This window comes from Streptomyces sp. KM273126, from assembly GCF_004337435.2.
Classification (GTDB): Bacteria; Actinomycetota; Actinomycetes; order Streptomycetales; family Streptomycetaceae; genus Streptomyces; species Streptomyces acidicola.
Genome location: NZ_SJXB02000002.1, coordinates 1354138 through 1380000, shown reverse-complemented (window position 1 = coordinate 1380000; position 25863 = coordinate 1354138). Strand labels below are relative to the sequence as shown.

The following is a 25863-nucleotide window of genomic DNA, read 5'->3' as shown; positions in this document are numbered from 1 at the left end:
GTGGTTGCGCTGCCGGGTGCCGGTGAGTTGGCCGAGGGCACGGTGATCGCTGTGGACGGAAGCACCGGTGAGATCTTCGTGGAGCCGAGTGCGGAGAAGAAGGCCGAGCTGGAGGCCTCCGCGGCGGAGCGCAAGGCGGCGCTGTCCGCAGCGACCGGTCCGGGTGCCACCTCCGACGGGCACAAGGTACCGCTGCTGGCCAATGTGGGTGGGCCCGCGGATGTGCCGGCCGCCGTCGAGGCAGGGGCCGAGGGGGTCGGCCTCTTCCGTACCGAGTTCCTCTTCCTGGACGACAGCGAGAAGGCGCCGTCGGAGGAGAAGCAGGTCGAGGCGTACCGGCAGGTGCTGGCGGCGTTCCCCGAGGGTCGTGTCGTCGTGCGTGTGCTCGACGCGGGGGCGGACAAGCCGCTGGACTTCCTGACCCCGGCGGACGAGCCGAACCCGGCGCTGGGCGTGCGGGGGCTGCGGACCCTCCTTGATCACCCGGAGGTGCTGCGGACCCAGCTCACTGCTCTGGCGAAGGCCGCGGAGGGGTTGCCGGTCTACCTGGAGGTCATGGCTCCGATGGTGGCGGACCGTACTGACGCCAAGGCGTTCGCGGACGCGTGCCGTACGGCCGGGCTGCAGGCGAAGTTCGGGGCCATGGTGGAGATCCCGTCGGCGGCACTGCGGGCCCGGTCGATCCTCCAGGAGGTCGAGTTCCTGTCGCTGGGGACGAACGACCTCGCGCAGTACACGTTCGCCGCGGACCGTCAGGTGGGCGCGGTGTCCCGGCTGCAGGACCCGTGGCAGCCCGCGCTGCTCGACCTGGTGGCGCTGTCCGCGGAAGCGGCGAATGCCGAAGGCAAGAGCTGCGGTGTCTGTGGTGAGGCGGCGTCCGACCCACTGCTGGCGTGTGTGTTGACCGGTCTGGGTGTCACCTCGCTGTCCATGGGCGCGGCGTCGATTCCTTATGTGCGGGCGGCGCTGGCGAAGTACACGCTGGCGCAATGCGAGCGTGCGGCGGCTGCGGCGCGTGCGGCGGACACCGCTGAGGAGGCGCGCAACGCGGCTCAGGCCGTACTGTCCGGCGAGTAACGCCTGCTTGGGCCGTATATCGACGTCACGATCGGCGGTCGCCCAGGGGCGCTCCATCCAAAGGTGGAGCGCCCCTGGCGCGTTCAGTGGGCGTGGCCTCCCCTCAGCGTGCCTGTCTCCCCGAGGTCGGGTGGGGCGCAGTAGTCGACTCCTGATTCGGGGGAAACGAGATCGCCGGATTCGATGTCGGTGCAGTAGGCGTCGAAGACCTCGCCCGCGGTGAGGGGCTTGAGTCCTTCTCCGCGCAGGCACCAGCCGTAGACGCGGTCGGGCGTGTCGGGGGCGCTGGCGCGCACGACGAGGCCGCCGGCGCTCTGGGTGGCGATGCCCACGGCCAGGATCGTGGTGAATTCGAGGCCTTCGGTTTCGTCGAGGTGGATCGTGCCGTCGGACTTCTCGTCCGCCCACAGGGCGGCGACGAGTGGTTCGGGTGTGGCCGAGACGCTGCACACCATGTGCCGTTCGCCCGGCCCCGCGGTGTCGAGGATGCGAGTCAGGAGGTCCGAGGCGCGGAGGAAGGCGGCGCGCCCGATGTCCTCGCCGCAGGAGGCGCAGGCGCCGATACTGGCGAGGAGTGTGGTCGCGTACTGCCATGTGGCCTGGCGGACGGCCTCGTCGACGAGTTCGGGCACGAGATCGTCGAGGGGCTGTCCTTGGTACGGGAGGCTGGGGCCCGTGGCGGCCAGTTCGGCCGTGAAGCGGGTGCGGCTGGTCGGAGCGTCGGGTTCCAGGCCGGTCTCGGCGCAGAATTCCGCGTACTCCTCGGGGTCGAAGAGGGCGACGGTGGTGTGGCTGCCTTGGGAGGCGAGTGTCCTGAGCAGGGCCTCGACTTGTTGGAGGTAGGTCGTGTGGTCGTCGAAGGTGAAGGTGCGGTAGCGCCGCATCGCCGTGAAGTCGTGCTCGTCCGTGAGCAGGCCGATGGTGCCGGCGATTTCACGGCGCAGGACGCGTCGCATGGTCTGGTGCCGGGTGTGTGCCATCTTTCCCCCTGTGCGCAGTCGATCAATGCTCACTCACAGTAACCGGCGGCACTGACAACGCCCGTCGGACAGGGGGTGGGTGGCTCAGGAGCGTTCGCGGGCCAGGTCCTCGTAGAAGCGCAGGAGGTCGAGGTTGTCGATGGAGCCGGGATTGACTGCCTTCTCCAACGGGGTGCCCTGGAGGAGGCGCTTGACCGGGACTTCGATGCGTTTGCCGGTCAGAGTGTGCGGGATCCCGGGGACCTCGATGACCTCGTCGGGGACGTGGCGCGGGGAGAGCTGTTCGCGGATGGTCTGTTTGATGCGGTTCAGGAGGGCCTCGTCCAGGACGGCTCCGGGGGCGAGGTGGACGAAGAGGGGCATCCAGTAGCCCCCGTCGGGCTGTTCGATGCCGATGACAAGGGACTCCTTGATCTCAGGGAGGCGCTCGACAGCTTCGTAGATGTCGGCCGAACCCATGCGGACGCCCTGGCGGTTGAGGGTGGAGTCCGAGCGGCCGTGGATCACGACGGAGCCTCGTGCGGTGACCGTGATCCAGTCACCGTGGCGCCAGACTCCGGGGTAGGTGTCGAAATAGCTGTCGTGGTAGCGGGCGCCGTCGGGGTCGTTCCAGAAGTAGATCGGCATGGACGGCATCGGGTTGGTGACCACGAGTTCGCCGACTTCGTCGGTGAGGGGTTTGCCGCTGGGGTCCCAGGACTGGAGGTCGGTGCCGAGGCCGGGGGCCTGGAGTTCGCCGATGTGCACGGGGAGGGTGGGAACGGCTCCTGCGAAGCAGGAGCACACGTCGGTGCCGCCGCTGACGGAGGCGATCCACAGGTCGGCCCCGGCTTCTGCGAATTCGTCGTGCAGCCAGCGGAAGCCGTCCGGCGGCAGCGGTGAGCCCGTGGTGCCGACACACTGCACGCGGGAGAGGTCGTAGTCACGTGCCGGGTGGACGCCGGCTTTGCGGCAGGCCATGACGTACGCGGCGGAGGTGCCGAAGAGGGTCGCTCCGGTGCGTTCGGCGACGCGCCACTGGGCGCCCGTGTCCGGGTATCCGGGGCTGCCGTCGTACAGGACGATCGTGGTGCCGGTGAGCAGGCCGGAGACGAGGAAGTTCCACATCATCCAGCCGGTGGACGTGTACCAGAAGAAACGGTCCTCGGGGCCCAGGTCGCAGTGGAGGCCGAGCTGTTTGAGGTGCTCGATCAGGATGCCGCCCTGGGACTGGACGATGGCTTTGGGAAGGCCGGTGGTGCCGGAGGAGTACAGGACCCACAGGGGGTGGTCGAACGGGACCTGCTCGAAGACGGGTTCCACGTCCTCGGAGGTCAGCGCGGACCACTCCAGAGCGCCGTCCGGGGCTTCGGTGCCCAGGAGGGGGATGTGGACGACGGCGCGCAGGGTGGGCAGTTCTCGGCGGAGTTCGGCGACGGTGTCTCGACGGTCGTGCTCCTTGCCGCCGTAGCGGTAGCCGTCGACGGTGAACAGGACGACCGGTTCGACCTGCTGGAAGCGGTCGAGGACGCTGCGGGCCCCGAAGTCGGGGGCAGAGGACGTCCAGACGCCGCCCACGGCGGCCGTGGCGAGGAGGGCGACGACGGCCTGGGGAACGTTCGGGAGGTAACCGCTGACGCGGTCTCCGGGGCGTACGCCGAGGGTGCGCAGTCCGGCGGCGAGCGAGGCGACCTGGCTGCGCAGTTCGGCCCAGGTCACCGCGCGTGGCTCGTGACTCTCGTCGACGTGCAGGAGTGCCGGTTCGTCCGCGCGGATGGCGGCGGCGCGGAGGGCGTGTTCGGCGTAGTTGAGGGTCGCTCCGGGGAACCATTCGGCGCCCGGCATGGTGCGATCGCCGAGTACGCGCGCGTAGGGGGTGGAGAACCGTACGCCGAACCACTCGGTGACGGCTTTCCAGAAGCTCTCAAGTTCGTCGACGGACCAGCGGTGCAGGGCCGCGTATCCGCCTTCGGCCGGGGCCCCGTGGTGCTCGGCGGCCCAGGCCTGGAACTTCGTGACCTGTGCCCGGGCGATGCGTTCTTGATCGGGCTGCCAGAGCGGTGCGGCGTTCGCTGAGGTCATGGGGCGGCTCCCGGGGCTGTGCGCGTCGTGTGCGGCTGTCGCACGGGCTGGGGTGTGCGCGTCACGTGGCTGACACGGACGATGCCATGTGATCGACTTCTACACCAGGGTGCGCCGCACATGGTCGGCGCCGTGAAGATGTGCCCTCACCACGGGTGAACGGCAGTTGAACGACTCACCACCATGGGTGAGTCAGTGGCAGGGTGAGCAGCATGGACGGTCGTGACCTGGTGCGTTCGGTGAAAGCGGTCGGCTCGGCGGGGGCGGCGCAGGGTTTGCGCACCGTGCGGGCCGCATGGCGCAGGAGGCGTACGGATGCAGCCGGGCTGCCCCAGCGGGGTGCCGAGCGCGCGCGGGTGCCCGGGCCCGTGCGGGAGGTGGAGCCGGGGCCCGGTGGCGGCGTCGTCCGGTTCGCCCGGTCCGAGCTGCGGATCACCGTCACCTCGAGCGGCGCTGTGTTCTGGGGCTGGGACGGTGCCGGGCCGGAGCCCTCGTACGCGCTCGCGGACCGGAGCCCGGAGCCCGATCCACGGGCCGTTCTGGAGCCGGACAAGAACGGTGCCTGGCGGGTGGTGGCGGAGCGCGTCACGGTCATCGTCTCGCGGCACGGAGCCGTCGAGGTGCAGACGCCCGGCGGGGTGCCGCTGCGGCGGGACTTGCCGCCCCGCTGGTGGGAACCTGCGGCTCGGGGCGGGGCGCGCTGGATGCAGCGTTCCGAGGTGCCGGCCGACGCGCGGTTCTTCGGTCTGGGAGGGCGCGCGTCGGGGCCTCGGCTGCGTGACGGAACGTACCGCCTGTGGAACACCGACCCCGGACACACGTTCGTTCCCGGTGACGATCCGCTGTACATCACCATGCCGGTGCAGATGGTGGTGGCCGACGCGGGCACACACCTGGTGTTCCACGACACCTCGTGGGACGGCACGGTGACCCTGCGCGAGGGTGAGGAGGGTGCCGGTTCCGGGCACGACCGGGCGGGGACGAGCGAGTTGCGCGTGGACGGCGGCCCGTTGCGGTGCTGGATGGTGGTGGGCACCCCCGCGCGCGTGCTCCACGCCTGGGCCGCGCTCACCGGGGCACCCGCGCTGCCGCCCGCGTGGGCGTTGGGGCACCATCACGCGCGGTGGGGTTTCGGGAGCGAGCAGGAGGTGCGGCGGATCGTCTCGGGCTATCAGGAGCACGATCTGCCGCTGGACGCGGTCCATCTGGACATCGACCACTATGACGCGCACCGGGTGTTCACGGTCGACAAGGAGCGTTTCCCGAAGCTGCCGTTGCTCGCCGAGGAGCTGCGGCGGGACGGGATCCGGCTGGTGTCGATCGTCGATCCGGCGGTGAAGGCCGAGCCGGGCAACGCGGTGTACGACAGCGGGACGGCTGAGGACGCGTTCGTGCGGGACGCGGCGGGCCGGGCCGTGGAGGGCGTGGTGTGGGCCGGGGAGTCGGTGTACCCGGACTTCACGCATGCGCGCGTGCGCGAGTGGTGGGGTGGGCTGTACGAGGAGCGGCTGGCGCAGGGTTTCGCGGGGTTCTGGCATGACATGAACGAACCGACGTCGTTCACGGCCTTCGGAGAGAACACGCTGCCACGGTCCGCGCGGCACGATCTGGACGGCCGGGGCGGTGACCACCGGGAGGCGCACAACGTGTACGCACTGTGCATGGCCCGGGCCGGGTACGAAGGCCTGAGGAGACTCGTCCCCGAAGAGCGGCCGTTTCTGTTCTCGCGCTCCGGGTGGGCCGGTATGCAGCGCTACGGGGGCACGTGGTCGGGGGACGTGGCGACGGGCTGGCCGGGGCTGCGGGCGTCGCTGTCGCTGGCGATGGGGCTGGGGCTGTGCGGGGTGCCGTATTCGGGCCCCGATGTCGGAGGGTTCGAGGGGAGCCCTTCTCCGGAGCTGTATCTGCGGTGGTTCCAGCTGGGCGCGTATCTGCCGCTGTTCCGTACCCACGCGAGTCTGCGGGCGGGGCGCAGGGAGCCCTGGGAGTTCGGGGACGAGGTACTGGCACACGCGCGCGTGGCGCTCGTCAGGCGGCGGCGTCTGCTGCCGTACTTCATGACGCTGGCGCATCTGGCGCGGCGTACGGGAGCGCCCTATGTGCGGCCGGTCTGGTGGGGCGCGCCCGAGGACCGGGCACTGCGCGACTGCGAGGACGCCTTCCTGCTCGGTGACTGTCTCCTGGTGGCGCCGGTGCTGGATCCGGGTGCGGACCGGCGCGCGGTGCAGCTGCCGCGGGGGCGCTGGTACGACACGGTGACCGAGAAGGTGTACGAGGGGCCGGGGCAGGTGCTGATCGAGGCGCCTCTGTCGCGGATCCCGGTGCTCGCGCGCGCGGGCTCCGTCCTGCCTGTCCGGGGCGCCGACGGCGGACTGGAGCTGGAGGCGTGGGCGCCGGAGCACGGTCGGACCGGGGGCGGGGTCGTGGTGGCCGACGTGGGCGAGGGCTGGGACGAACCGGAGGTCGAACGGTATGTGACGCGCTGGAAGAAGCGGCGGGTGGTTGTGAAGCGGGCCGGGGACGACGGACCGGGCGAGCCCCCGTACCCCGTGCGGGTACGCGGACTCGCCCGGTCGTGACTCAGATGTACCGGCCCTCGAAGAACGCCTGGACCGCCAGACTGTGCAGCGGGAAGGCGAGCTCGGCCGGCCTGTGGAGCAGTTGCCAGCCCTCCGTCTCGTCAGTGGCGGCGGACGGGGGCAGGTCGGCGGCCGGGCGCTCCGGAAGGAGCCCGAAGAGGAGCAGGTGGCCGTCGGGTGAGCTCATCGCGTCGGCGAGGCGCACGTCGCGCTCGGGAGCGTCGATGCCCGTCTCCTCCTTGAGCTCGCGCACGACGGCGCCGCGCCAGTCCTCCTGTTGCTCGATGAACCCTCCGGGCAGGGCAGTGCTCCCGCGCGCGGGAGCGATGGTTCGGGTGATGACGACCAGGGCTGTGCCCTTGGTGTCGTACACGGGCTGCAGCGCCACCGCTACGGGCAGCGGGTTGCGGTAAGCGACCGTGTGGCAGGCCGGGCAGGTGCGGGGCCAGCCGGAGACGCCCTCTCCGTAGGGCGCTCCGCAGCTCGAACAGTGGGAGTCCGCCGCGGAGTTGGCGTTTGATTGTTGAATTACGGACACGCGGCGGACTGTATCCGATCGCGTGAGGGGCGTCTCCCGGGGGCGGCTCAATATGCGTGCGTGAGGGATTTCCTGGTCACCGGGAAGTCGAAGTAGGTGTCCGGGTACGATTCCGGTTTATAGGTGAAATGCCACCATTCCTCGGGCAGGTTCACGAATCCGAGGGCTTCCAGAGTGCCTTTCAGGAACTGCCGGTTGGCGCGCTGTTTGCCCGTGATCCGTGGGTCGTCCGTGTGGGAGAGCGTGTCGAAGCAGTCGTAGCCCGTGCCCATGTCGACGGAGTTGTCGGGAAAGCGCTCATTGCGAGGTGCGTAACAGGGCACCAGAGGTTCTCCGGGAATGTACGGGCGGGTCGGCCCGGTGGGGAGTTTCACGAGTGTGAGGTCCACCGTCGAGCCTCGGCTGTGGCCGGACTTCTCCGCGATGTATCCGTCGGTGAACAGGCGGGTCTTGTCGACCTGTGGGTAGAACTCGGTTTTCATCCGCTGATCGTCGAGGTCCTTGGCCCAGCGGACGAAGTGGTCGACGGCGCGCTGCGGCCGGTAGCAGTCGTACACCTTGAGCGTGTAGCCCCGCTTGAGGAGCTTCAACTGGGCCTTGTGGAGTGCTTCGGCGGCGGGGCGGGTGAGGATGCACAGCGGCTGCTTGTAGCCGGTTACGCGGTCGCCCATGAAGTTGTGCCGGGTGAAGTAGCGGATGTCCTGGAGGATGGTCGGGTCGACGGTTCTGAGGGCGACGAAGTCCTCGGGGGCCTTGGGTTCAGGTGTCGCCCGGGCCGGTGTGGCCGTCAGGGTCAGGGCGAGCAGGGACGTGGCAGCGATGAGCAGGGGGCGCAGTCGTGGCGTGAGTCTCCTCATGGGCCTTCCATGTACCAGTCGGCGGGGTTTTCCGACAGATGGCAGTGCGCGGAGGGCGCACGCTCGTTGCGTGTGCGGGACGGGCGTGTGCTCTCGCGGGTGGTACCGCCCTGTGGGACGGTGACGGTACCGAGCACTTCTGCGGAGGTCGGATCGATCATGAACGTCCCACCGGAGCGCACCCCGGATGCCGAACGGCTGGCCGAGGAGGTCGTCACAGGGCTGCGTGCGGCGTTGGAGATCCTCAGCATCGACCTCGGAGTCCGCCGCGGTCTGTACGAGGTGCTGGCCTCGCACGGCTCCATGACGGCCCGCGACCTGTCGAAGACCGCGGGTATCCACGCCCGGTACGCGCGGGAGTGGCTGGAGCAGCAGGCCGTGGCCGGCATCCTGACCGCCTCCGGGCCCGCCGGGGACGACGGCTACGAGCGGCTCTTCGAGTTGCCCGTCGAGCACCAACGGGTGCTGGTGGACCGGGACGACCCGCTGTACCTGGCCACGGGTCCTCAGTTCGTCGTCTCGCTCGCCGAGACCCTGCCCGAGTTGCTGGAGGCCTTCGCCACGGGCGGCGGCGTGCCGTACGAGCGCTACGGCCGGGGGACCCGCGAGGGCATCGCGGGGCTGAACCGGCCCATGTACCGGCCCGAAGTGGTCCGTTCGTGGGTCGCCGCGATGCCGGACGTTCACCGGCGGCTGACGGACGAACCTCGCGCGCGGGTGCTCGATCTGGGTTGCGGGCTGGGCTGGTCGACGATGGCGCTGGCCCGCGCCTTCCCCGGGGCCCGGCTCACCGGCGTCGACCTTGACGCCGCCTCCGTGGATGAGGCACGGCGCAACGCCCAGGAGACGGGTCTGGACGAGCGGGTGGCGTTCGCGCGGACCGACGCCGCGGGCATCGACCTGGACGGCTCCGTGGACCTGGTCACCGTGTTCGAGGCGTTGCACGACATGGCCGATCCGGTCCGGGTGCTGACCGCGGTGCGCCGGCTCCTGGCGCCCTCGGGTGCGGTGCTGATCGGGGACGAGAAGGTGAGCGAGGAGTTCACCGCTCCGGGTCCGGAACTGGACCGGATCAACTATGCCTTCAGCGTGCTGCACTGCCTGCCCGCGACCCGCGCGGAGGGCGCCAAGGTGGAGGCGGGCACGGTCCTGCGGCCGGACACGGTACGCGCGTACGCGCGGGAGGCCGGGTACCGGACAGTCGAGGTACTGGACGTCGAGCACGAGTTGTGGCGCTTCTACCGGCTCGGTATCTGAGCCGTCGCCTCAGCCGCTGCGCCATACGGACGGCAGGGAGGGACGGCCGGAACCACCCCCGTGGGCCCCGGACGCCCCTCCCGATACTCCGACGCCACCGGGGCGCGATTGGTTCACCGTGACGCCCTGCCGAATTGTGGTTCCCCGTGGGAAACTTTCTGACGTTCTGTCAGATTCTTTGCCGGGGAGGGGCTATGGCGCGTACACGCACACCCGTCGTCACGGGATGGTTCACCGGGGAGGGTGACGCCTTCCGGCTCCTCGGCACGCGCTGTTCGGCGTGCGCCTCGGTCTTCTTCCCGCGTGAGGACGCCCACTGCCGCAATCCGGGGTGCGGTGGGGGTGATCTGGAGGAGGTGCCGCTCTCGCAGCGCGGGCGCGTGTGGTCCTACACGGACGGGCGGTACCGTCCTCCGTCACCCTACGTGTCCGATCCGGAACTTCCGTGGGAGCCTCGTACGTTGATCGCTGTGGAACTGGCCGCCGAGCGCCTCGTGGTGCTCGGGCAGGCGGTTCCCGGAGTCACCGTCACCGATCTGGCGGTGGGCATGGAGGTGGAGGTCGTCGCGGGCGTGCTCGGTGAAGACGCGGGGACGGTCTGGACGACGTGGCAATGGCGGCCGACAGGGTCACAGGGGGTGACGGCATGACGGGTGATGTGGCGGTCCTCGGCGTGGGGATGCACCCGTGGGGCAAGTGGGGCAGGAGCTTCGTCGAGTACGGGACGGCGGCCGCACGCGCGGCCCTCGCCGACGCGGGGGTCGACTGGCGGGACGTCGGCTCGATCGTCGGCGCGGACACGGTGCGTGGCGGCTATCCGGGGTACGTGGCGGGGGCGACGTTCGCGAAGGCCCTGGGCTGGCAGGGGGCCCGCGTCACGAGCGTGTACGCGGCGTGCGCGTCCGGGGCGCAGGCCATCGCCACCGCACGGGCGCAGATCCTAGCGGGACTCGCGGACGTCGTTCTCGTAGTGGGAGCCGATGCCGCGCCCAAGGGGTTCTTCCGGCCTGCGGGCGGGGACCGGCCGGACGATCCCGACTGGCTGCGCTTCCGTGTCCTGGGAGCGACGAACCCGACCTACTTCGGGCTGTACGCGCGCCGGCGCATGGCGGTGCACGGGGACACGGTGGACGACTTCGCGCAGGTCAAGGTGAAGAACGCCGCCCTGGGGGCGCTGAATCCGTACGCCCGCTACCGCAAGCGGGTCACCGCCGAGGAGGTCGCCGCCTCCGCGGTGGTCGCCGATCCGCTGCGGCTGCTCGACATCTGCGCGACCTCGGACGGCGGTGCGGCGCTGGTGCTGTCCAGCATGGAGTTCGCCCGGCGTCACGGGGCGGCCGAGGCCGTACGGATCCGGGCGGTGTCCACGGTGACGCCGCGCTATCCCACCGCCGTGCTGGATCTGCCGGACATCGCAACGGACTCGGCGGTGGCGGTGGAGCCCGCCCCCGAGACCTTCCGGGCGTCCATCGCACGTACGGCCTACGAGGAAGCGGGGCTAGGGCCCGAGGACCTGTCGCTCGCCGAGGTGTACGACCTGTCCACGGCACTGGAGCTGCAGTGGTACGAGGATCTCGGCCTGTGCGGTGCGGGCGAGGCGGCGAAGCTGCTACGGGAGGGCGCGACGACCCCGGGCGGGCGAATACCGGTGAACGCCAGCGGCGGGCTGGCCTCGTTCGGAGAGGCGGTTCCGGCGCAGGCGATCGCCCAGGTGTGCGAGCTGACCTGGCAGTTGCGGGGCGACGCGGGTGACCGGCAGATCGAGGGTGCACGGGTGGGGATCACCGCGAACCAGGGGCTGTTCGGGCACGGGTCGTCGGTGATCGCGGTGCGGTGACCTTTGCGGCGGTGGAGGCTCTCTCCGATTCGCCTTCCAGCCGGAGGTCAACCTGACGACCTGAGGGGTCGCTGCACCGGAGAATCCTCATCGCCATCACCAACCGTTGCCGTCCGCGACCTTGACGCTCCCTGGGCGCCGGTGAACACTTCCGGGTGTCAGTCGGCATCGCCACTTTCGAGTCACTTTGCGCACTGCGCCGCTCGGGCAGCCTGCCTGCGTAACGGGCCACCCTCCACGGGCGATTCGGCTGCGACGGACGCTCGACATGGACGCCGGGCGGGGTGCGGGACCCTCCCTGCCTTTGGCGGACGTAGCCATGGGAAACGCACCCTGCACGGAGGACCGGGGTCGATCACCCCGGCCCAGGGCCAAGGAGCCGCCATGAGCAACGGAGACATATTCGTCGGTGAAGTCATAGGTACGGCGATCCTGATCCTGTTCGGCGCCGGTGTGTGCGCCGCCGTCAGTCTCAGACACTCGAAGGCGAGGGCCTCGGGCTGGGTCGTCATCGCGTTCGGCTGGGGCTTCGGCGTGCTGGCCGGCGCGTACACCGCCGCTCCCCTGTCGGGCGGCCATCTCAACCCGGCCGTCACCCTCGGCATCGCCGTGGACACCGGGAAGTGGGACAAGGTCTGGGTGTATGTGCTGGGGCAGATGGTGGGCGCGATGCTGGGCGCGGTTCTCGCGTACCTGGTCTATCTCGCGCAGTTCCAGGCCAACGTCCCCAAGGTGGGCTCGGCGGACGAGCCGATTCCGACCCTCGGTATCTTCTCCACCATCCCGGAGATCCGGAATCCGGTCGCCAACATCGTCACAGAGACCGTCGCGACGATCGCGCTCGTCCTGCCTGTCCTCGCCTTCGGACTCACCAAGGGTCTCGGGGAGTCCGGCACCCAGGCGCTGATCGTGTCCCTGCTGGTCGTCGGGATCGGTCTGTCGCTCGGCGGGCCGACCGGCTACGCGATCAATCCGGCGCGTGACCTCGGCCCGCGCATCGTGCACACCTTCCTGCCGATCCCCAACAAGGGCACCTCCGACTGGGGTTACGCCTGGGTCCCGGTCGTCGGCCCGCTGCTCGGAGGGACGCTCGCGGGGCTCATCTACAACGCAGCCTTCTGACGCAACTGACGTAAGGGGACGTCATGCCGGACAACGCTCAGAAGTACGTCGCCGCGATCGACCAGGGCACCACTTCGAGTCGCTGCATCATCTTCGACCAGGACGGGGCGATCGTCGCCGTCGACCAGCGCGAGCACCGTCAGATCTTTCCCAAGCCGGGCTGGGTGGAGCACGACGCCACCGAGATCTGGTCCAAGGTGCAGGCGGTGGTCGCGGGGGCGATCGCCAAGGCGGGCCTGCGTGCCGACCAGCTCAGCGCGCTCGGCATCACCAACCAGCGCGAGACTACGGTCCTGTGGGACCGCGCCACGGGCAAACCCGTGCACAACGCGATCGTCTGGCAGGACACGCGTACGTCCGCGCTCTGCAACGAACTCGGCGGCCCGCACGGGCAGGACCGTTTCCGCGAGCAGACGGGCCTGCCGCTGGCCAGCTACTTCTCGGGCCCGAAGGCGTCCTGGCTGCTCGACAACGTGCCAGGGCTCAGGGCCCGCGCCGAGCGCGGTGAGATCGCCTTCGGCACGATCGACTCCTGGCTGATCTGGAACCTCACCGGCGGCACCGACGGCGGACGGCACGTCACCGACGTCACCAACGCCGGCCGCACCATGCTGATGAACCTGGAGACCCTCCAGTGGGACTCCTCGATCCTCTCCGCGATGAACGTCCCCGAGGCGATCCTCCCGGAGATCCGCTCCTCCGCCGAGGTGTACGGCACCGCCGTGGGCCAGCTCGCCGGCGTGCCGGTCGCGTCGGCGCTCGGTGACCAGCAGGCGGCCGTGTTCGGGCAGGCCTGCTACGACGTGGGAACGGCGAAGAACACCTACGGCACCGGCAGTTTCCTGCTGCTCAACACCGGAAACAGGCCCGTACCCTCGAAGAGCGGGCTGCTCACCACCATGGGGTACAAGATCGGCGGTGAGGCCCCGGTGTACTGCCTTGAGGGGTCGATCGCGATCACGGGCGCATTGGTGCAGTGGTTGCGCGACCAGCTCGGCATCATCCGGACCGCCGACGAGATCGAGTCCCTGGCGGCGAGTGTGGACGACAACGGCGGCGCGTACATCGTGCCCGCGTTCTCGGGCCTGTTCGCGCCCTACTGGCGGTCCGACGCGCGCGGAGTCGTCACCGGCCTCACGCGGTACGTCACGAAGGCACACCTCGCGCGCGCCGTGCTGGAGGCGACGAGCTGGCAGACGCGAGAGGTCGTGGACGCGATGTTCCAGGACTCCGGGGTGAAGATCACCACCCTGAAGGTGGACGGCGGCATGACCAAGAACAACCTCCTGATGCAGCACCAGGCGGACGTCCTCGACGTGCCGGTGATCCGCCCGAAGGTCTCGGAGACCACCTGCCTGGGCGCCGCGTACGCGGCCGGCCTCGCGACAGGTGTCTGGAACGATCTGGACGAGCTGAAGTCGCACTGGCAGAAGGACGCCGAGTGGACGCCGGACATGGAGGCGCCCGTCCGGGACCGCGAGTACCACAACTGGCGCAAGGCGGTGGAGAAGAGCTTCGGCTGGCACGAGGACGGCGCGAGCTGAAATCGCCAGTCCACGCGCGCGTGCCGCTCGTGCACGTCCGTATGAGGGTCCACGCGCGCGTGCCTCGGCTCACGGCCCGTACCCCGGTCGGCGGGGGTACGGGCCGTGCTCATCCGTCGGGCGTCAGGTCGTCACGCTCGGGCGGCGCTCGGTCGCGTGCGTCATCGCGTGCCGTACGACAGCGACGAGGACGTCCTTGACGGACTCCCGGTCACGTGCGTCGCACAGCACGATCGGTACGCCGGGGTCGAGGTCGAGGGCCTGCCGGACCACGTCGCTGGGGTAACGCTCGGCGCCGTCGAAGCAGTTGACGCCGATCACGAACGGGATGGAGCGCCGCTCGAAGTAGTCGACTGCGGCGAAGCAGTCCTCCAGGCGGCGGGTGTCGGCGAGGACGATGGCGCCCAGGGCACCCGTGGCGAGCTCGTCCCACAGGAACCAGAAGCGGTCCTGGCCGGGTGTCCCGAAGAGGTACAGCACCAGGTCCTCGCGGAACGTGATGCGCCCGAAGTCCATCGCGACGGTGGTGGTGCGCTTGCCTTCCACACCTCTGGTGTCGTCAACCGGGCGGCCTGCCTCGGTGAGTACCTCCTCGGTCCTTAACGGCTTGATCTCGCTGACCGCGCCGACGCAGGTCGTCTTGCCCACGCCGAAACCGCCGGCCACCAGGATCTTGAGCGTGACGGGCTCGACCGGGGACTTGCCGCGCTCAGAACGCCCGAAGATCATCGGTCTCTCTTCCTGCTGGTTCTTGGTCATGCGGCGGTGGCCCGTAGCCTCCGCCGCCGGGGGTTTCGATGACTAGTACGTCGCCGGGGCCGACTTCCGCCGAATCACTTCCGTCGAGTTGTACGACGGCCCCGTCGGCGCGCTCCACCCGGTTGGCGCCCAGGGCACCGGGTGCGCCGCCGGCCATGCCGTAGGGCGGGATCCTGCGGTGCTGGGAGAGCGTGGAGACCGTCATGGGCTCGTGGAACCGGATACGGCGTACGGCGCCGTCCCCGCCCCGCCAGCGTCCGGCGCCGCCGCTGCCGCGCCGTACCGAGAACTCGTCGAGCCGAACGGGCAGGCGCCACTCCAGAACCTCGGGGTCGGTGAGGCGGGAGTTGGTCATGTGGGTCTGAACAACTGGCGCGCCGGGGAAGCCGTCGCCCGCGCCGGACCCGGAGGCGACTGTCTCATAATACTGGTGCCGCTCGTTGCCGAAGGTGACGTTGTTCATCGTCCCGGACCCTTCGGCCTGGACACCCAGGGCGGCGTACAGGGCGCCGGTGATGGCCTGTGAAGTCTCCACGTTGCCCGCGACGACCGCGGCCGGGGGCTCGGGCGCGAGCATCGAGCCGGGCGGGACGACGATGTCGAGAGGGCGCAGACAGCCGTCGTTGAGCGGGATGTCGTCCGCGACCAGGGTGCGGAAGACATACAGAACGGCCGCGTTCACCACCGAGAAGGGTGCGTTGAAGTTGGTGGTGAGCTGCGGGGACGTGCCCGTGAAGTCGACTGCCGCGGAGCGTTTTTCGCGGTCCACGCGTACGCGTACGCGGATGACGGCCCCGGAGTCGGTCTCGTAGGCGTACTCGCCGTCGTCCAGGGCGTCGATGACGCGCCGTACGGCCTCTTCCGCGTTGTCCTGGACGTGTTTCATGTACGCCTGCACGACGTCGAGGCCGAAGTTCTCGATCATGCGGGCGACCTCGTCGACGCCCTTCTGGTTGGCGGCGATCTGGGCGCGCAGGTCGGCGAGATTGGTCCTGGGGTTGCGGGAGGGGTACGGGGCCTCGCTGAGCAGGCGGAGGGTCTCCTCCTCGCGGAAGCCGCCTGCCTCGGCGAGCAGCCAGTTGTCGAAGAGGATGCCCTCCTCCTCGATGGTGTGGCTGCTCGCGGGCATGGAGCCGGGCTGGATGCCGCCGATCTCGGCATGGTGGCCGCGCGAGGCGACATAGAACAGGATCCGGTCACCCTCCGTGTCGAAGACCGGGGTGATCACGGTGACGTCGGGCAGGTGGGTGCCGCCGTGGTACGGGTCGTTGACGGCGTACGTGTCGCCCTTGCGCATGCTGCCGCCGCGGCGCCGGATGACCTCCTTGACGCTGGTGCCCATGGAGCCCAGGTGCACGGGAATGTGGGGGGCGTTGGCGACCAGGTTGCCGTCGGGGTCGAAGAGGGCGCAGGAGAAGTCCAGGCGCTCCTTGATGTTGACCGACTGGGCGGTGGACTCCAGGCGGGCGCCCATCTGTTCGGCGATGGACATGAAGAGGTTGTTGAAGACCTCAAGCAGAACAGGGTCGACTTTCGTGTCGAGATCGGAACTCTCCGTAATCGCCGCGCGTTCCATGACCAAGTGGCCGTCGCCGGTGACCGCCGCCTGCCAGCCGTCGTCCACGACCGTGGTGGCGTTGGCCTCGGTGATGATCGCGGGTCCGGTGACGGTCTCGCCGGGCGGGAGCTGCTCGCGGCGGTGCAGGGGTACGTCGCGCCAGGTGCCGCCCGTGTGGAGGCTGACGGTCTCGGGGGCGGTGGGACGGGATGCGGTGGTGGGGCCCTCATAGGGGGCGAGGGCGGAGAGATCGGGGGGGTCGGTGATGCCGGTGGCTTCCACGGAGAGGGCTTCGACGACGACGGGGCGGTCGAGGGTGAAGGAGTACGTGGCGCGATGACGTTCTTCGAAGGCCTGCCGCATGGTGGCGGGCCCCGCGAGCTCGACGGTGAGGGCCGTGTCGGTGCCGTCGTAGCGGAGCTGGGCGCGGCGTGTGACGCGGATGCGGTCCTCGGGGACGTCCTCGGCGAGGAGTTCGGCGCGGGCGGCGCCCTCCAGGTCGTCGGCGGTCCGCAGGACGCCGGGCATCGAGGCGGGCTCCAGGGGGGCCTCGACGGACTGCTCACGCATGGCCGTGGTGTGGGCGAGGCCGATGCCGAGCGCCGAGAGCACACCGGCCATGGGCGGGACGAGGACGGTCCGGATGCCGAGCGAGTCGGCGACCATGCAGGCGTGCTGGCCGCCCGCACCACCGAAGGTGGTCAGGGCGTAGCGGGTGACGTCGTGGCCCTTCTGGACCGAGATCCGCTTCACGGCATTGGCGATGTTGGCGACGGCGATGTGCAGGTAGCCCTCGGCCACCTGCTCGGGCGTGCGGTCGTCGCCGGTCCGGTCGTGGATCTCACGTGCGAGGACGGCGAACCGGTCGCGGACGAGCGCGTCGTCGAGAGGCTGGTCTCCGTCGGTGCCGAACACGCGCGGGAAGTGACTGGGCTGGATGCGGCCGAGCATGACGTTGGCGTCGGTGACGGTGAGCGGGCCGCCGCCCCGGTAGCAGGCGGGCCCCGGGTCCGCGCCCGCCGAGTCCGGCCCTACGCGGTAGCGGGAGCCGTCGAAGTGGAGGATGGAGCCGCCACCCGCCGCGACGGTGTGGATGTCCAGCATGGGCGCGCGCAGCCGGACCCCGGCGATCTGCGTGGTGAAGACGCGTTCGTACTCGCCCGCGAAGTGCGAGACGTCCGTGGACGTGCCGCCCATGTCGAAGCCGATGACGCGGTCGAAGCCGGCGAGCTGCGACATGCGGGCCATGCCGACGATGCCGCCCGCGGGCCCGGAGAGGATGGCGTCCTTGCCACGGAACTGTCCGGCTTCCGCGAGCCCTCCGTTGGACTGCATGAACATCAGCCGCACGCCCCGGAGTTCGTCGGCGACGTGCTGGACGTAGCGGCGCAGTACGGGCGACAGGTAGGCGTCGACGACGGCCGTGTCCCCACGCGGGACGAGCTTCATCAGCGGGCTGACCTCACTGGAGAGCGAGATCTGCGGGAAGCCCGTGCGGCTGGCCAGCTCGCCGACGGCCTGTTCGTGGGCGGGGTGGAGGTGGCTGTGCATGCAGACCACGGCGACGGCGCGGATCCCGCCGTCGTACGCCTCCCTGAGGGGTCCCGCGAGCGCGTCCAGGTCGGGGGCGTGGAGCACGGTGCCGTCGGCGGCGATGCGTTCATCGACCTCGATGACGCGTTCGTACAACAGCTCGGGGAGGTCGATGCGGCGGGCGAAGATGCGGGGGCGGTTCTGGTAGGCGATGCGCAGGGCGTCGCGGAAACCGCGGGTGATGACGAGGAGGGTGCGCTCGCCCTTGCGCTCCAGGAGGGCGTTGGTGGCGACCGTGGTGCCCATGCGGACGGCGTCGACGGGGTCCCGGGAGCCGTCGAGGAGTTCACGGACACCCGCGACGGCCGCGTCGGCGTACCGCGCGGGATTGTCGGAGAGGAGCTTGTGTGTGAGCAGGCGGCCGTCCGGGCGACGCGCGACGATGTCGGTGAAGGTGCCGCCTCGGTCGACCCAGAACTGCCAGCCCGTCACTTCTCCCACTCCGATTCCGCGCTACTCAGAGCGCCCGGAGGCCGTTGATCACGTCGCGCAGAATACTCTCGTCGACCAGCTCCGCAGGAGGTACGGGGCGTGTCACGTGGACCAGTTCCTCGTCCACGAGGTCGCCCACGAGGACGCGTACCACTCCGACGGGCAGATCGAGTTCCGCGGCGAGTTCGGCCACCGACTGTGGGGTGTCACGGCAGAGTTCGACGATGTGCACATGCTCAGGGGCCAGCGAGTGGTCCGCCTCCTGGTCGTCCGCCCGGCTTTCCGCCACGACCACCGCGATGAGGTCGAGGCGGTGCTGGACCGCATGGCTGGTGCGGCCCCGCGTCATGGCGTACGGACGGACCACGGGTCCGGCCTCGTCGTCGAACCAGTGGCTTCTTCCCTGACCGTCTCCGTTCATGACATCCCACTACCCGCCCTAGGGCACATCGGTGCGCGGAGCGGCACCCAGATGTACGCCGACGCGCTTCACGAGGAGCGTCATCTCGTACGCGATCTGCCCGATGTCCGCGTCGGCGTCCGCGAGGACGGCGAGACAGCTGCCGTCGCCGGCGGCCGTGACGAACAGGAAGGCGTCGTCGAGCTCGACGACGGTCTGCCGGACGTTGCCCGCCTCGAAGTGGCGTCCGACGCCCTTGGCCAGGCTGTGGAAGCCCGAGGACACGGCCGCCAGGTGCTCGCTGTCCTCGCGGGTCAGATCCTTGGAGACGCCGGTGGGCAGCCCGTCGCTGGAGAGCACGAGTGCCTTGCGGATGCTGCCGACGCGCTCCACCAGATCGTCGAGGAGCCAGTTCAGCTCCTTCGACTGCGAGCCGGCGGCGATGGGCCCTGGGCCCTGCGGTGCGGTCATCGACCGTCCCCCTTAGTCGTTCCTGGTGCTGCGCCGTCCCGGGCGTCGTCGCCCGCGGCGTTCTCCTCGCGGCCGCGCTGCCAGCCCCGCTGGAGCGAGGCCATACGGCTGCGAACCTCGTCGGCGTCGCGTTGGGCGACGTCTGCCCGGTCCGGGCCGGCCTTGTCGGCGGCGCGCTGTGCGGGGCCGTCCTTCAGCTGCGGGGCCAGGTTGGCCTGTCGGACGCGTCGGGGAAGCGGCATGCTTCCTGATTCTGCCCCGCCGCGCGCGGTGTCCGCGCCCGGGGTGCCGCCGGCAGTGGGGCTCGGCGGGGTCGTACGGCGGCGTTGGGGCAGCACGGGCGGCTCGTCGGCCGCGCGGGGAAGGGAATCCCTGCTGTCTGCGGCCCGGAGGGCCGACAACCCCGGGCGGTCACCCCGTCGGGCCGACAGCAGCTTCGGCTCCTCCGGGCCGGCCTGCGCCGGCTCGCGGCTCTCCGGGACCTCCTCGTCGTCGCGTCGGGACCTCTCCGCCACGGGGCGGCCGTGGGAGCTGACGAGCTTGGGCACACGGCGCCGCGGCAGCGGTGCGGGGTCGCCCGGCTGGCCGGTGTCCGCGGCAGCGGGACGGGCGGGCTCTCCCCGGCCCTCGCGTTGCTGCGGCTGCTCACTGGGGACACCGGCGATGGAGCGGCGGGGCCGGAACAGACCGCCGCGTTCGCCGTCCTCGTCGTCGAGGGCGCCCGGGAAGGCTCGGAACGCGGCGTCCAGGCCGACCGGCGCCCCGATGTCGACCGGGGCCTCCAGCTCGATCGGGCCGTCCAGCAGGACGGCCGGGAGGCCGGGGAGCCGCACGGGTACGTCGGCCAGGGCCGCCTGGCGCTCCGCCTCAAGCTCGGCCTCCCTGGAGGGATGCGCCCGGTCGAGACGGAAGCCGATGCCGTTGGTGTCCGGGACGTCGTCCGTGAGCAGGGCGTCGGGGATGAAGACGACGGCGGTGGTGCCGCCGTACGGCGAGGGCTGCAGCGAGACCCGGACGTTCTGCCGCTGGGCGAGCCGGCTGACCACGAACAGGCCGAGCCGGTCGGTGTCGGACAGTTCGAACTCCGGGGTCTCGGCGAGCCGCAGATTCGCTTCGAGGAGTGCCTCGGCGGCCATGCCCAGACCCCGGTCGTGGATCTCCAGAGTGAAGCCGTTGGCGACGCGCTCGCCGAGGACCTGTACGGCGGTGTGCGGGGGCGAGAACACCGTGGCGTTCTCCAGGAGTTCGGCCACGAGGTGGGTGAGGTCGGCGACCGCCGGGCCGGTGACGGCGACGCGGGGCAGCCGGCGGACCTCGATGCGCTCGTAGTCCTCGACCTCGGCGACGGAGGCGCGCACGATGTCCATGAGCTGGATGGGTTTGCGCCACTGTCGGGACGGTGCGGCGCCGGAGAGGATGACCAGGCCCTCGGCGTGGCGGCGCATACGCGTGGTGAGGTGGTCGAGGCGGAACAGGTCGGCGAGTTCCTCGGTGTCCTCGGTGCGGCGCTCCATCGTGTCGAGGAGGGTGAGCTGCTTGTGGAGCAGGACCTGGCTGCGGCGGGCGAGATTGACGAACACCTCGGAGATTCCGTCGCGGAGTTCGGACTGTTTGACAGCGGCCTCGACCGCGGCGCGCTGGAGGGTGTTGACGGCCTGGCCGACCTCACCCATCTCGGTCTTGGCGTACTCCAGGCGTGGGGCCTCGGTCTCCACGTCGATCTTCTCGCCCGCGGACAGCCTTCGCATCACGCTGGGCAGGCGGACACCGGCGGCCTCGCTTGCGTCCTGGCGCAGCCGGCGCAGGTCGCGCACGAGGGACCGGCCGATGCGCACGGACATGAAGAGCGAGAACAGCAGGGCGAGGAGGCCGAGGACACCGGCGATGACGGCCTTGAGGACGACGTTGACGACGAGGGGCCGGACCCGCTCCTGGAACCGGTCGCTCGCCTGGACGTTGAGGGCGGCGAGTTCGTCGAGGACGTCTCCGGCCGCGCTGTCCCAGGTCTTCGCGGTGACGCCGCCCGGTTTGCCGGGCTCGGCGTTGATGACGGACTGCTCGATCACCCGCAGGGGACCGGTACCCGCGTTGTTCCAGTACCCCTCGAAGCGGTCGCGTTCCGTGGCGGGGAGCAGCGGCAGGTTGGCCTCGTACATCAGCGTGCGCTGGGCGATCAGGTCCGAGACGTCCCGGATCTCGTCACGCGTGATGCTGCCCGAGACGAGCGCCGAGCCGAGGAGGGCGTCCTCGCGGGAGAGCAGTTCGCGGGCGCGGGCCACGTTGACGAGGGCGCGGCCCTCCTTGTCCATCTCCACGTTGTCCAGGACCTGGAGGTTGGCCAGGAGGACGTAACAGGGGTCCACGAGGCGGTTGTAGAGGTCGAGGGCCTGGGAGACGTTGACGGTGCCCTGCTCGACGCTGCTGCGCAGGGAGGTGAGGCCGTCGAGGGCGTCCAGGATCGCGGTGAGGCGTGCGGACGTGGCCTCGCCCATCTCGTCCTGTACGTCGCCGTCCTCCGACTTCTCCCGGATGGTGGCGACGGCCTTGTCGGTGGCGTTACGGCTGCGCTTCAGCGCGGACAGTGCCTCGGAGGCGCGCGGGTCGGCTAGGTAGACGAGCGTCTGGCGGCGTTCCTCCTGGAGGACCTGGACGGTGTCCTCGGTGGGGTAGCCGACCTCCTCGACGACGTAGGAGACCGTGAAGAGCTCATTGACATCACGGACCGTGAGGTACGTGGCGAAGGCCCAGATGCCTGCCAGGGACAGCAGGGGCACGAGAAGCAGCGCCACGATCTTCCGGCGGATGGACTTCCCGCGAAAGCGCATGGCCTCCCCCAGCTCGGCCCCCTCCGCACCGGGGGCACACACGTACGTCAACAAACTTGCGTGAGCCTACTACTGGGACACAGGTAACTCGAAGGGCAGTCCGGGCGCACACCGCGCGTGCGGGGAACGAGACATGGGGAGTTGTCCGTGCATTACGGGAGATTGCCTCCCGCTGTCCGGCACCGGGGGCGATCACATCCCGTCGGAGAACTTTGCCGGTTGGCCGGAATCCATCGTTCGCCGGGAATCTTCTTCGAGTGTCGGTCGTCTTTCTGTACAGGATTTGGGGGCAGCATCGGCCGCTGGCGCGCATGCCGCGCTCAGGCGGCGTAAATAGGCGTAAGTCGGCGTAAGTCGGGCAGCCGAAGAGGTGCCGGGGCCTGGTGGACCCGGAGAGGGAGCTGTCTGCCGGCGGTGGGGAGGACAGAGTTGATGGGCACGGCGGAGCGGCGCGTGACGCCCGGAGACGGCGTGACGGCGCCCGAGAGGGAGCAGGGCCGGGAGCTCGGCTCGGATCCGGGCGCCCCGGCGGGTGCCGCGCTCCGGCAGAGCGACCCGGCGGGCGGGCAGGACGAAGGGGGCAGCGGCGAGGGCCGGCCGTACTACCGGCCCTTATGGATCGAGGAGCCCGCGCGGAAGCGGCGGTTGCCGGATCCGGTGCGGACGGCGGCCGTGCGCGCGGTGCTCATCACCGCGGTCACCCTGATCCAGGCGATGGTGGCGTTCCTGTGCACAATGGCCGGTTCCTGGCTGGCGTTCCCCATGGTCCTCAGCAGTGTCACCAGCACCGTCGTGGCGACCTGGGGCGTGCTGGACGTGTGGGTGACACGACAGGTGTGGAACCAGCGGAACGGGGTGGTGTCGGTCCCCAGCAGCACGGCTCGCGCCCTGCGCCGGGAGCGCCGCAGGGCGCGCCGGCAGGAGCGGTCCGCGGCGCGGAGTCAGGAGCGAATACGTCGACGGCAGGGCCGAGCCGGGCAGTTGTCACACTCGTAGAGCTCACCGGACCGACGAGCGCACTCGTAGAGCTCACAGGACCGTCGAGACCCTGCCGCCTGCGACCGTGCCTCCGGTGACCCGTCACGGCACGGCCGGCTCCACCTCGCTTGCCGTACGCATCAGTGCGCGTCTCGCCCGCATGAAGGGGCGGGGGCGGTCGACGGAGAGTACGGCTGTCGTCCGGCCGTCGCGTTCGTACACGGCGAGGAAGCCCCCTTCGGCGGGGCCGCCTTCCGCGAGTGCGCCCTCGGTGACGCGGACGGTGTCGCCGTCGTTGCGTCGGCCGGCGAACTGGATGCGGGCTCCGTACTGGTCGGACCAGAAGTAGGGGACCGAGCGGACGGGTTCCACGGTGCGTCCGGCGAGCAGGTTCCGTACGGCGACGCGCGGTTGCTCGGTGGCGGAGGTCCAGTGTTCGACACGCCTGCCGCCGACACGGGCGACGTCGCCGACGGCGACCACCTGCGGCAGTCCCGTCGCACAGCCGTCGTCGCAGAGGACGCCGTCGTGCAGGCCGAGCGTGGAGCCTGAAAGCCAGCCGGTGTTGGGGGTGGCACCGATACCGACGATCACGGTGTCGGCGGGGAGGAGGCGGCCGTCGGAGAGTTCGACACCAGTCACACCACTGACACCGGTCACACCCGTGGCACCCGTGACACCACCGGCGCCGGCGCCGGCGCCGCCGTGCAGTCGGGCCACCCCAGTGCCGGTCACCAGGGCGGCTCCCCCGCGGCGGTGCAGCGTGGCGCACACCGCGGCCATCTCCCGGCCCAGTTGGGGCACGAGCGGCAGAGGGGCCGCCTCGACGACAGTGACGTCATGGCCGAGGGCCGCGCACGAGGACGCGGTCTCCGCTCCGATGAAGCCGCCGCCGATGACGACCACACGGCGCGGGCCGTCGGCGAGTTCGTCACGCAGGGCGCGGGCGTCGTCAAGGGTGCGCAGGGTGTGCACGCCCGTGAGTGCGTCGCCCGGGAGGTGGCGCGCCGACGCTCCGGTGGCGATGACGACGCCGTCCGTGGAGACGGTGCGGCCGTCGCCGAGGAGTACGGTGCGGCCTCTGGCGTCCAGCCCTCGGGCCCGGACACCCAGCAGCCACTCGGCGTCGAGTTCGGCGGTCTCCTCGGCGTCGGTCAGGGCGAGCTGTTCCTCGTCGGCCTTCCCGGTGAGGAAGTCCTTGGACAGGGGCGGCCGGTCGTAGGGGCGGTGGGGTTCCTCCCCGACGATCACCAGCCGCCCGTCGAATCCCTGGGCGCGCAGTTCGCGGGCCGCGTACACCCCGGAGAGCGAGGCTCCGACGATGGTCACGGTCCTCACGAGGCGCACCGTTCCGGCCGTACGCGCCGTATGTGAGCGGCGCCCCTCACGGTCCTCCCGCTCACGCCGCCGTCCCCTCCTCGATCGTGAGGTGCACATGGACGACGCCGTCCTCCACGCTCACCCGGTGCGTACGGACGGGGCGGCGGGCGGGAAGGCAGGTGGGCTTCCCCGTGCGGAGGTCGAATGACGCGGCGTGGAGCGGGCATTCGACCAGACAGCCCTCCAGCCAGCCCTCCGACAGGGAGGCGTCCTGGTGGGTGCAGGTGTCGTCGACGGCGTAGAGCTCACCGTCGGCGTTGAACACGGCGATGGGCGGTGTGGTGTCGATACGGACGGACTCGCCCATGGGGAGGTCTTCAAGACGGCAGACGGGTATCACGTGGCCCCCCTCCAGGTCCGGGACGCGCGGTCCGGGACCTTGTTGGTCCATGCAGTCAGAGAGTGCGGACCGTCGTTGGTCCAGAGGTGCAGCGGTGTTCCGCAGGGTCAGGACGGAGCGGATCTGCGGATCTGCGGTGGTTCCGGCTGTGCGGGACCTTGGCGGTCCGGGACTCTTCGGTAAAATGATGTTTCATATAGCGCGCGAAGGAGCGCTATGCGCAACAGAATCCGGGCGGGACAACCATCGCGTCAAGAGTTTCCCGCAGATGCGGCCCAAAGAGGGCCGTCAGGTGGTGAGAGTTGACCCATGACCCCCACGCAGAAGCGACCCGAGCGAAGCGAGGCGCACGCCGAGAATCCGGAGAGGCAGCAGAACGGCAGGGGCTCGGGCAGCGCCGTCCAGTCGGTGGACCGCGCCGTGAGCGTGCTGGAGATCCTCGCCCGGCACGGCGAGGCGGGCGTCACCGAGATCGCCGACGAGCTGGACGTGCACAAGTCCACCGCGTTCCGGCTGCTCGGCGTGCTGGAGAACCGCGGCCTGGTGGCCCAGGAGAAGGACCGCGGCAAGTACTACCTGGGCGCCGGCGTACTGCGCCTCGCGGGGGCGGCGGCAGTGCGCCTGGACATCTCCCAGGAAGGCGTTCCCGTCTGCCGCGAAGTCGCCGACGAGCTGGGCGAGACCGCCAACATCGCGGTGCTCGACGACGACGCGGCGGTCAACATCATGCAGGTCCGCGGCACCGCGTCCGTCACGGCGCAGAACTGGCCGGGCAGGCGCACCCCCCTGCACGCCACGTCCAGCGGAAAGGTCCTGCTCGCGCACATGCCATCCACGTTGCGCGAGGGCTTCCTCGCCCGCACGCTGCCGCGCTTCACGGAGCGCACGATCACGGGCACGTCCATGCTCCGCGCCGAGCTGGAGGCCGTGGTCGAGCAGGGCTACGGCGTCACCGTCGAGGAGTTGGAGCTCGGCCTGGCCGCGGTGGCGGCGCCGGTGCGGTCGCACGACGGCAAGGTGATCGGCGCGATCAGCGTCTCGGGACCGGTCTACCGGCTCACCCCGGACCGACTGCCGGAGATGGCCAAGCGCACCGTGGCGGCCGGGGCCGAACTGTCCCGGCGTATGGGGTACGGCTTCTGAAGGCGCGCCAGGGCTTCTGAAGACGCATCCAGCCCTTCGGGCGCCGCACGGTTCCTGAGGGCGTATCCGCTCCCGAGGGCGCATCCGGCAGGGGCCCGCACAACACGACTACGACGTCCGGCGGAGGCCGCG

At 70.4% G+C, this 25863-nt stretch carries 20 protein-coding genes (1 of these 20 only partly in view); 9 read left to right on the top strand and 11 right to left on the bottom strand.

Annotated features, from left to right (window positions below):
- On the top strand, window positions 1-1077 hold the 3' portion of the coding sequence (ptsP, locus tag E0500_RS36655) for a phosphoenolpyruvate--protein phosphotransferase (protein ID WP_131564045.1). The gene continues 594 nt to the left of window position 1, outside the view; only the last 1077 of its 1671 coding nucleotides appear in the window; the start codon falls outside the window, past its left edge; its stop codon occupies window positions 1075-1077.
- Between the two features lie 83 nt (window positions 1078-1160).
- On the opposite strand, the gene E0500_RS36650 is transcribed toward ptsP, so the two are convergent.
- Complete coding sequence (locus E0500_RS36650; protein ID WP_131564044.1) at window positions 1161-2057, bottom strand: hypothetical protein; 897 nt, start codon at window positions 2055-2057, stop codon at window positions 1161-1163.
- Between the two features lie 84 nt (window positions 2058-2141).
- On the bottom strand, window positions 2142-4118 hold the full coding sequence (locus tag E0500_RS36645; protein WP_131564043.1) for an acetoacetate--CoA ligase: 1977 nt from the start codon (window positions 4116-4118) through the stop codon (window positions 2142-2144).
- A gap of 212 nt (window positions 4119-4330) precedes the next feature.
- Here E0500_RS36645 and E0500_RS36640 point away from each other — a divergent pair, with 212 nt between their 5' ends.
- Window positions 4331-6697 (top strand): TIM-barrel domain-containing protein, encoded by a 2367-nt coding sequence (locus E0500_RS36640; protein ID WP_131564042.1) that lies wholly within the window; start codon window positions 4331-4333, stop codon window positions 6695-6697.
- A 1-nt stretch (window position 6698) separates the two neighbouring features.
- Here E0500_RS36640 and E0500_RS36635 read toward each other — a convergent pair whose 3' ends face one another.
- A complete protein-coding gene (locus E0500_RS36635) occupies window positions 6699-7235 on the bottom strand; it encodes an NUDIX domain-containing protein (protein ID WP_131564041.1) in 537 nt (178 codons plus the stop codon).
- A gap of 47 nt (window positions 7236-7282) precedes the next feature.
- Window positions 7283-8092 (bottom strand): M15 family metallopeptidase, encoded by an 810-nt coding sequence (locus tag E0500_RS36630; RefSeq protein WP_131564040.1) that lies wholly within the window; start codon window positions 8090-8092, stop codon window positions 7283-7285.
- Between the two features lie 159 nt (window positions 8093-8251).
- Here E0500_RS36630 and E0500_RS36625 point away from each other — a divergent pair, with 159 nt between their 5' ends.
- The 5 genes from E0500_RS36625 (at window position 8252) to glpK (ending at window position 13852) form a co-directional block, all read left to right on the top strand.
- On the top strand, window positions 8252-9349 hold the full coding sequence (locus tag E0500_RS36625) for a class I SAM-dependent methyltransferase (protein ID WP_131564039.1): 1098 nt from the start codon (window positions 8252-8254) through the stop codon (window positions 9347-9349).
- Window positions 9350-9543: 194 nt separating this feature from the next.
- Window positions 9544-9999, top strand: a complete 456-nt coding sequence (locus E0500_RS36620) for a Zn-ribbon domain-containing OB-fold protein (RefSeq protein ID WP_131564038.1) — start codon at window positions 9544-9546, stop codon at window positions 9997-9999.
- The gene (locus E0500_RS36615; protein WP_131564037.1) at window positions 9996-11186 is read left to right on the top strand and encodes a lipid-transfer protein; all 1191 of its coding nucleotides are present in this window, start codon (window positions 9996-9998) and stop codon (window positions 11184-11186) included. The genes E0500_RS36620 and E0500_RS36615 overlap by 4 nt, the downstream gene beginning before the upstream one ends.
- A gap of 384 nt (window positions 11187-11570) precedes the next feature.
- Window positions 11571-12308 carry an MIP/aquaporin family protein gene (locus tag E0500_RS36610; RefSeq protein WP_131564036.1) on the top strand — a complete coding sequence of 246 codons (738 nt, stop codon included), beginning with the start codon at window positions 11571-11573 and terminating at the stop codon, window positions 12306-12308.
- A gap of 23 nt (window positions 12309-12331) precedes the next feature.
- Window positions 12332-13852, top strand: coding sequence for a glycerol kinase GlpK (gene glpK, locus E0500_RS36605; RefSeq protein ID WP_131564035.1), 1521 nt, complete (start codon window positions 12332-12334; stop codon window positions 13850-13852).
- 123 nt (window positions 13853-13975) lie between these two features.
- Here glpK and E0500_RS36600 read toward each other — a convergent pair whose 3' ends face one another.
- Genes E0500_RS36600 through E0500_RS36580 form a run of 5 tightly spaced genes read right to left on the bottom strand, consistent with a single transcriptional unit; the run spans window position 13976 to window position 21890 of the window.
- A complete protein-coding gene (locus E0500_RS36600; RefSeq protein WP_131564034.1) occupies window positions 13976-14581 on the bottom strand; it encodes an ATP/GTP-binding protein in 606 nt (201 codons plus the stop codon).
- On the bottom strand, window positions 14562-18194 hold the full coding sequence (locus E0500_RS36595; protein WP_131564049.1) for a hydantoinase B/oxoprolinase family protein: 3633 nt from the start codon (window positions 18192-18194) through the stop codon (window positions 14562-14564). The genes E0500_RS36600 and E0500_RS36595 overlap by 20 nt, the downstream gene beginning before the upstream one ends.
- Before the next feature lie 25 nt (window positions 18195-18219).
- Window positions 18220-18615: a DUF742 domain-containing protein gene (locus E0500_RS36590; RefSeq protein WP_131564033.1), complete on the bottom strand. Its 396-nt coding sequence runs from the start codon at window positions 18613-18615 to the stop codon at window positions 18220-18222.
- 18 nt (window positions 18616-18633) lie between these two features.
- The gene (locus E0500_RS36585) at window positions 18634-19065 is read right to left on the bottom strand and encodes a roadblock/LC7 domain-containing protein (RefSeq protein ID WP_131564032.1); all 432 of its coding nucleotides are present in this window, start codon (window positions 19063-19065) and stop codon (window positions 18634-18636) included.
- A complete protein-coding gene (locus E0500_RS36580; protein ID WP_131564031.1) occupies window positions 19062-21890 on the bottom strand; it encodes a nitrate- and nitrite sensing domain-containing protein in 2829 nt (942 codons plus the stop codon). Before E0500_RS36580 ends, E0500_RS36585 begins: the two co-directional genes overlap by 4 nt.
- A gap of 432 nt (window positions 21891-22322) precedes the next feature.
- Here E0500_RS36580 and E0500_RS36575 point away from each other — a divergent pair, with 432 nt between their 5' ends.
- On the top strand, window positions 22323-22886 hold the full coding sequence (locus E0500_RS36575; RefSeq protein ID WP_131564029.1) for a hypothetical protein: 564 nt from the start codon (window positions 22323-22325) through the stop codon (window positions 22884-22886).
- Window positions 22887-22970: 84 nt separating this feature from the next.
- Here the strand turns inward: E0500_RS36575 and E0500_RS36570 are convergent, their stop codons facing one another.
- Together E0500_RS36570 and E0500_RS36565 are read right to left on the bottom strand one after the other, a co-directional pair.
- Window positions 22971-24206, bottom strand: a complete 1236-nt coding sequence (locus E0500_RS36570; protein WP_181587351.1) for an NAD(P)/FAD-dependent oxidoreductase — start codon at window positions 24204-24206, stop codon at window positions 22971-22973.
- Between the two features lie 61 nt (window positions 24207-24267).
- The gene (locus tag E0500_RS36565; RefSeq protein ID WP_131564047.1) at window positions 24268-24588 is read right to left on the bottom strand and encodes a bifunctional 3-phenylpropionate/cinnamic acid dioxygenase ferredoxin subunit; all 321 of its coding nucleotides are present in this window, start codon (window positions 24586-24588) and stop codon (window positions 24268-24270) included.
- A 309-nt stretch (window positions 24589-24897) separates the two neighbouring features.
- Here E0500_RS36565 and E0500_RS36560 point away from each other — a divergent pair, with 309 nt between their 5' ends.
- Entirely contained in the window at window positions 24898-25731 is an 834-nt protein-coding gene (locus E0500_RS36560) for an IclR family transcriptional regulator (RefSeq protein ID WP_131564028.1), read from the top strand.
- Window positions 25732-25863 lie beyond the last annotated feature (132 nt).

What these genes read in the sequence shown, in the direction of transcription:
- E0500_RS36645 (WP_131564043.1), bottom strand. Translation starts at nt 4,118, where the DNA reads ATGACCTCAGCGAACGCCGCACCGCTCTGGCAGCCCGATCAAGAACGC.
- E0500_RS36630 (WP_131564040.1), bottom strand. Translation starts at nt 8,092, where the DNA reads ATGAGGAGACTCACGCCACGACTGCGCCCCCTGCTCATCGCTGCCACG.
- E0500_RS36585 (WP_131564032.1), bottom strand. Translation starts at nt 19,065, where the DNA reads ATGACCGCACCGCAGGGCCCAGGGCCCATCGCCGCCGGCTCGCAGTCG.
- E0500_RS36610 (WP_131564036.1), top strand. Translation starts at nt 11,571, where the DNA reads ATGAGCAACGGAGACATATTCGTCGGTGAAGTCATAGGTACGGCGATC.
- E0500_RS36650 (WP_131564044.1), bottom strand. Translation starts at nt 2,057, where the DNA reads ATGGCACACACCCGGCACCAGACCATGCGACGCGTCCTGCGCCGTGAA.
- E0500_RS36600 (WP_131564034.1), bottom strand. Translation starts at nt 14,581, where the DNA reads ATGATCTTCGGGCGTTCTGAGCGCGGCAAGTCCCCGGTCGAGCCCGTC.
- E0500_RS36625 (WP_131564039.1), top strand. Translation starts at nt 8,252, where the DNA reads ATGAACGTCCCACCGGAGCGCACCCCGGATGCCGAACGGCTGGCCGAG.
- E0500_RS36615 (WP_131564037.1), top strand. Translation starts at nt 9,996, where the DNA reads ATGACGGGTGATGTGGCGGTCCTCGGCGTGGGGATGCACCCGTGGGGC.
- E0500_RS36580 (WP_131564031.1), bottom strand. Translation starts at nt 21,890, where the DNA reads ATGCGCTTTCGCGGGAAGTCCATCCGCCGGAAGATCGTGGCGCTGCTT.
- E0500_RS36590 (WP_131564033.1), bottom strand. Translation starts at nt 18,615, where the DNA reads ATGAACGGAGACGGTCAGGGAAGAAGCCACTGGTTCGACGACGAGGCC.
- E0500_RS36620 (WP_131564038.1), top strand. Translation starts at nt 9,544, where the DNA reads ATGGCGCGTACACGCACACCCGTCGTCACGGGATGGTTCACCGGGGAG.
- E0500_RS36640 (WP_131564042.1), top strand. Translation starts at nt 4,331, where the DNA reads ATGGACGGTCGTGACCTGGTGCGTTCGGTGAAAGCGGTCGGCTCGGCG.
- E0500_RS36575 (WP_131564029.1), top strand. Translation starts at nt 22,323, where the DNA reads ATGGGCACGGCGGAGCGGCGCGTGACGCCCGGAGACGGCGTGACGGCG.
- glpK (WP_131564035.1), top strand. Translation starts at nt 12,332, where the DNA reads ATGCCGGACAACGCTCAGAAGTACGTCGCCGCGATCGACCAGGGCACC.
- E0500_RS36560 (WP_131564028.1), top strand. Translation starts at nt 24,898, where the DNA reads ATGACCCCCACGCAGAAGCGACCCGAGCGAAGCGAGGCGCACGCCGAG.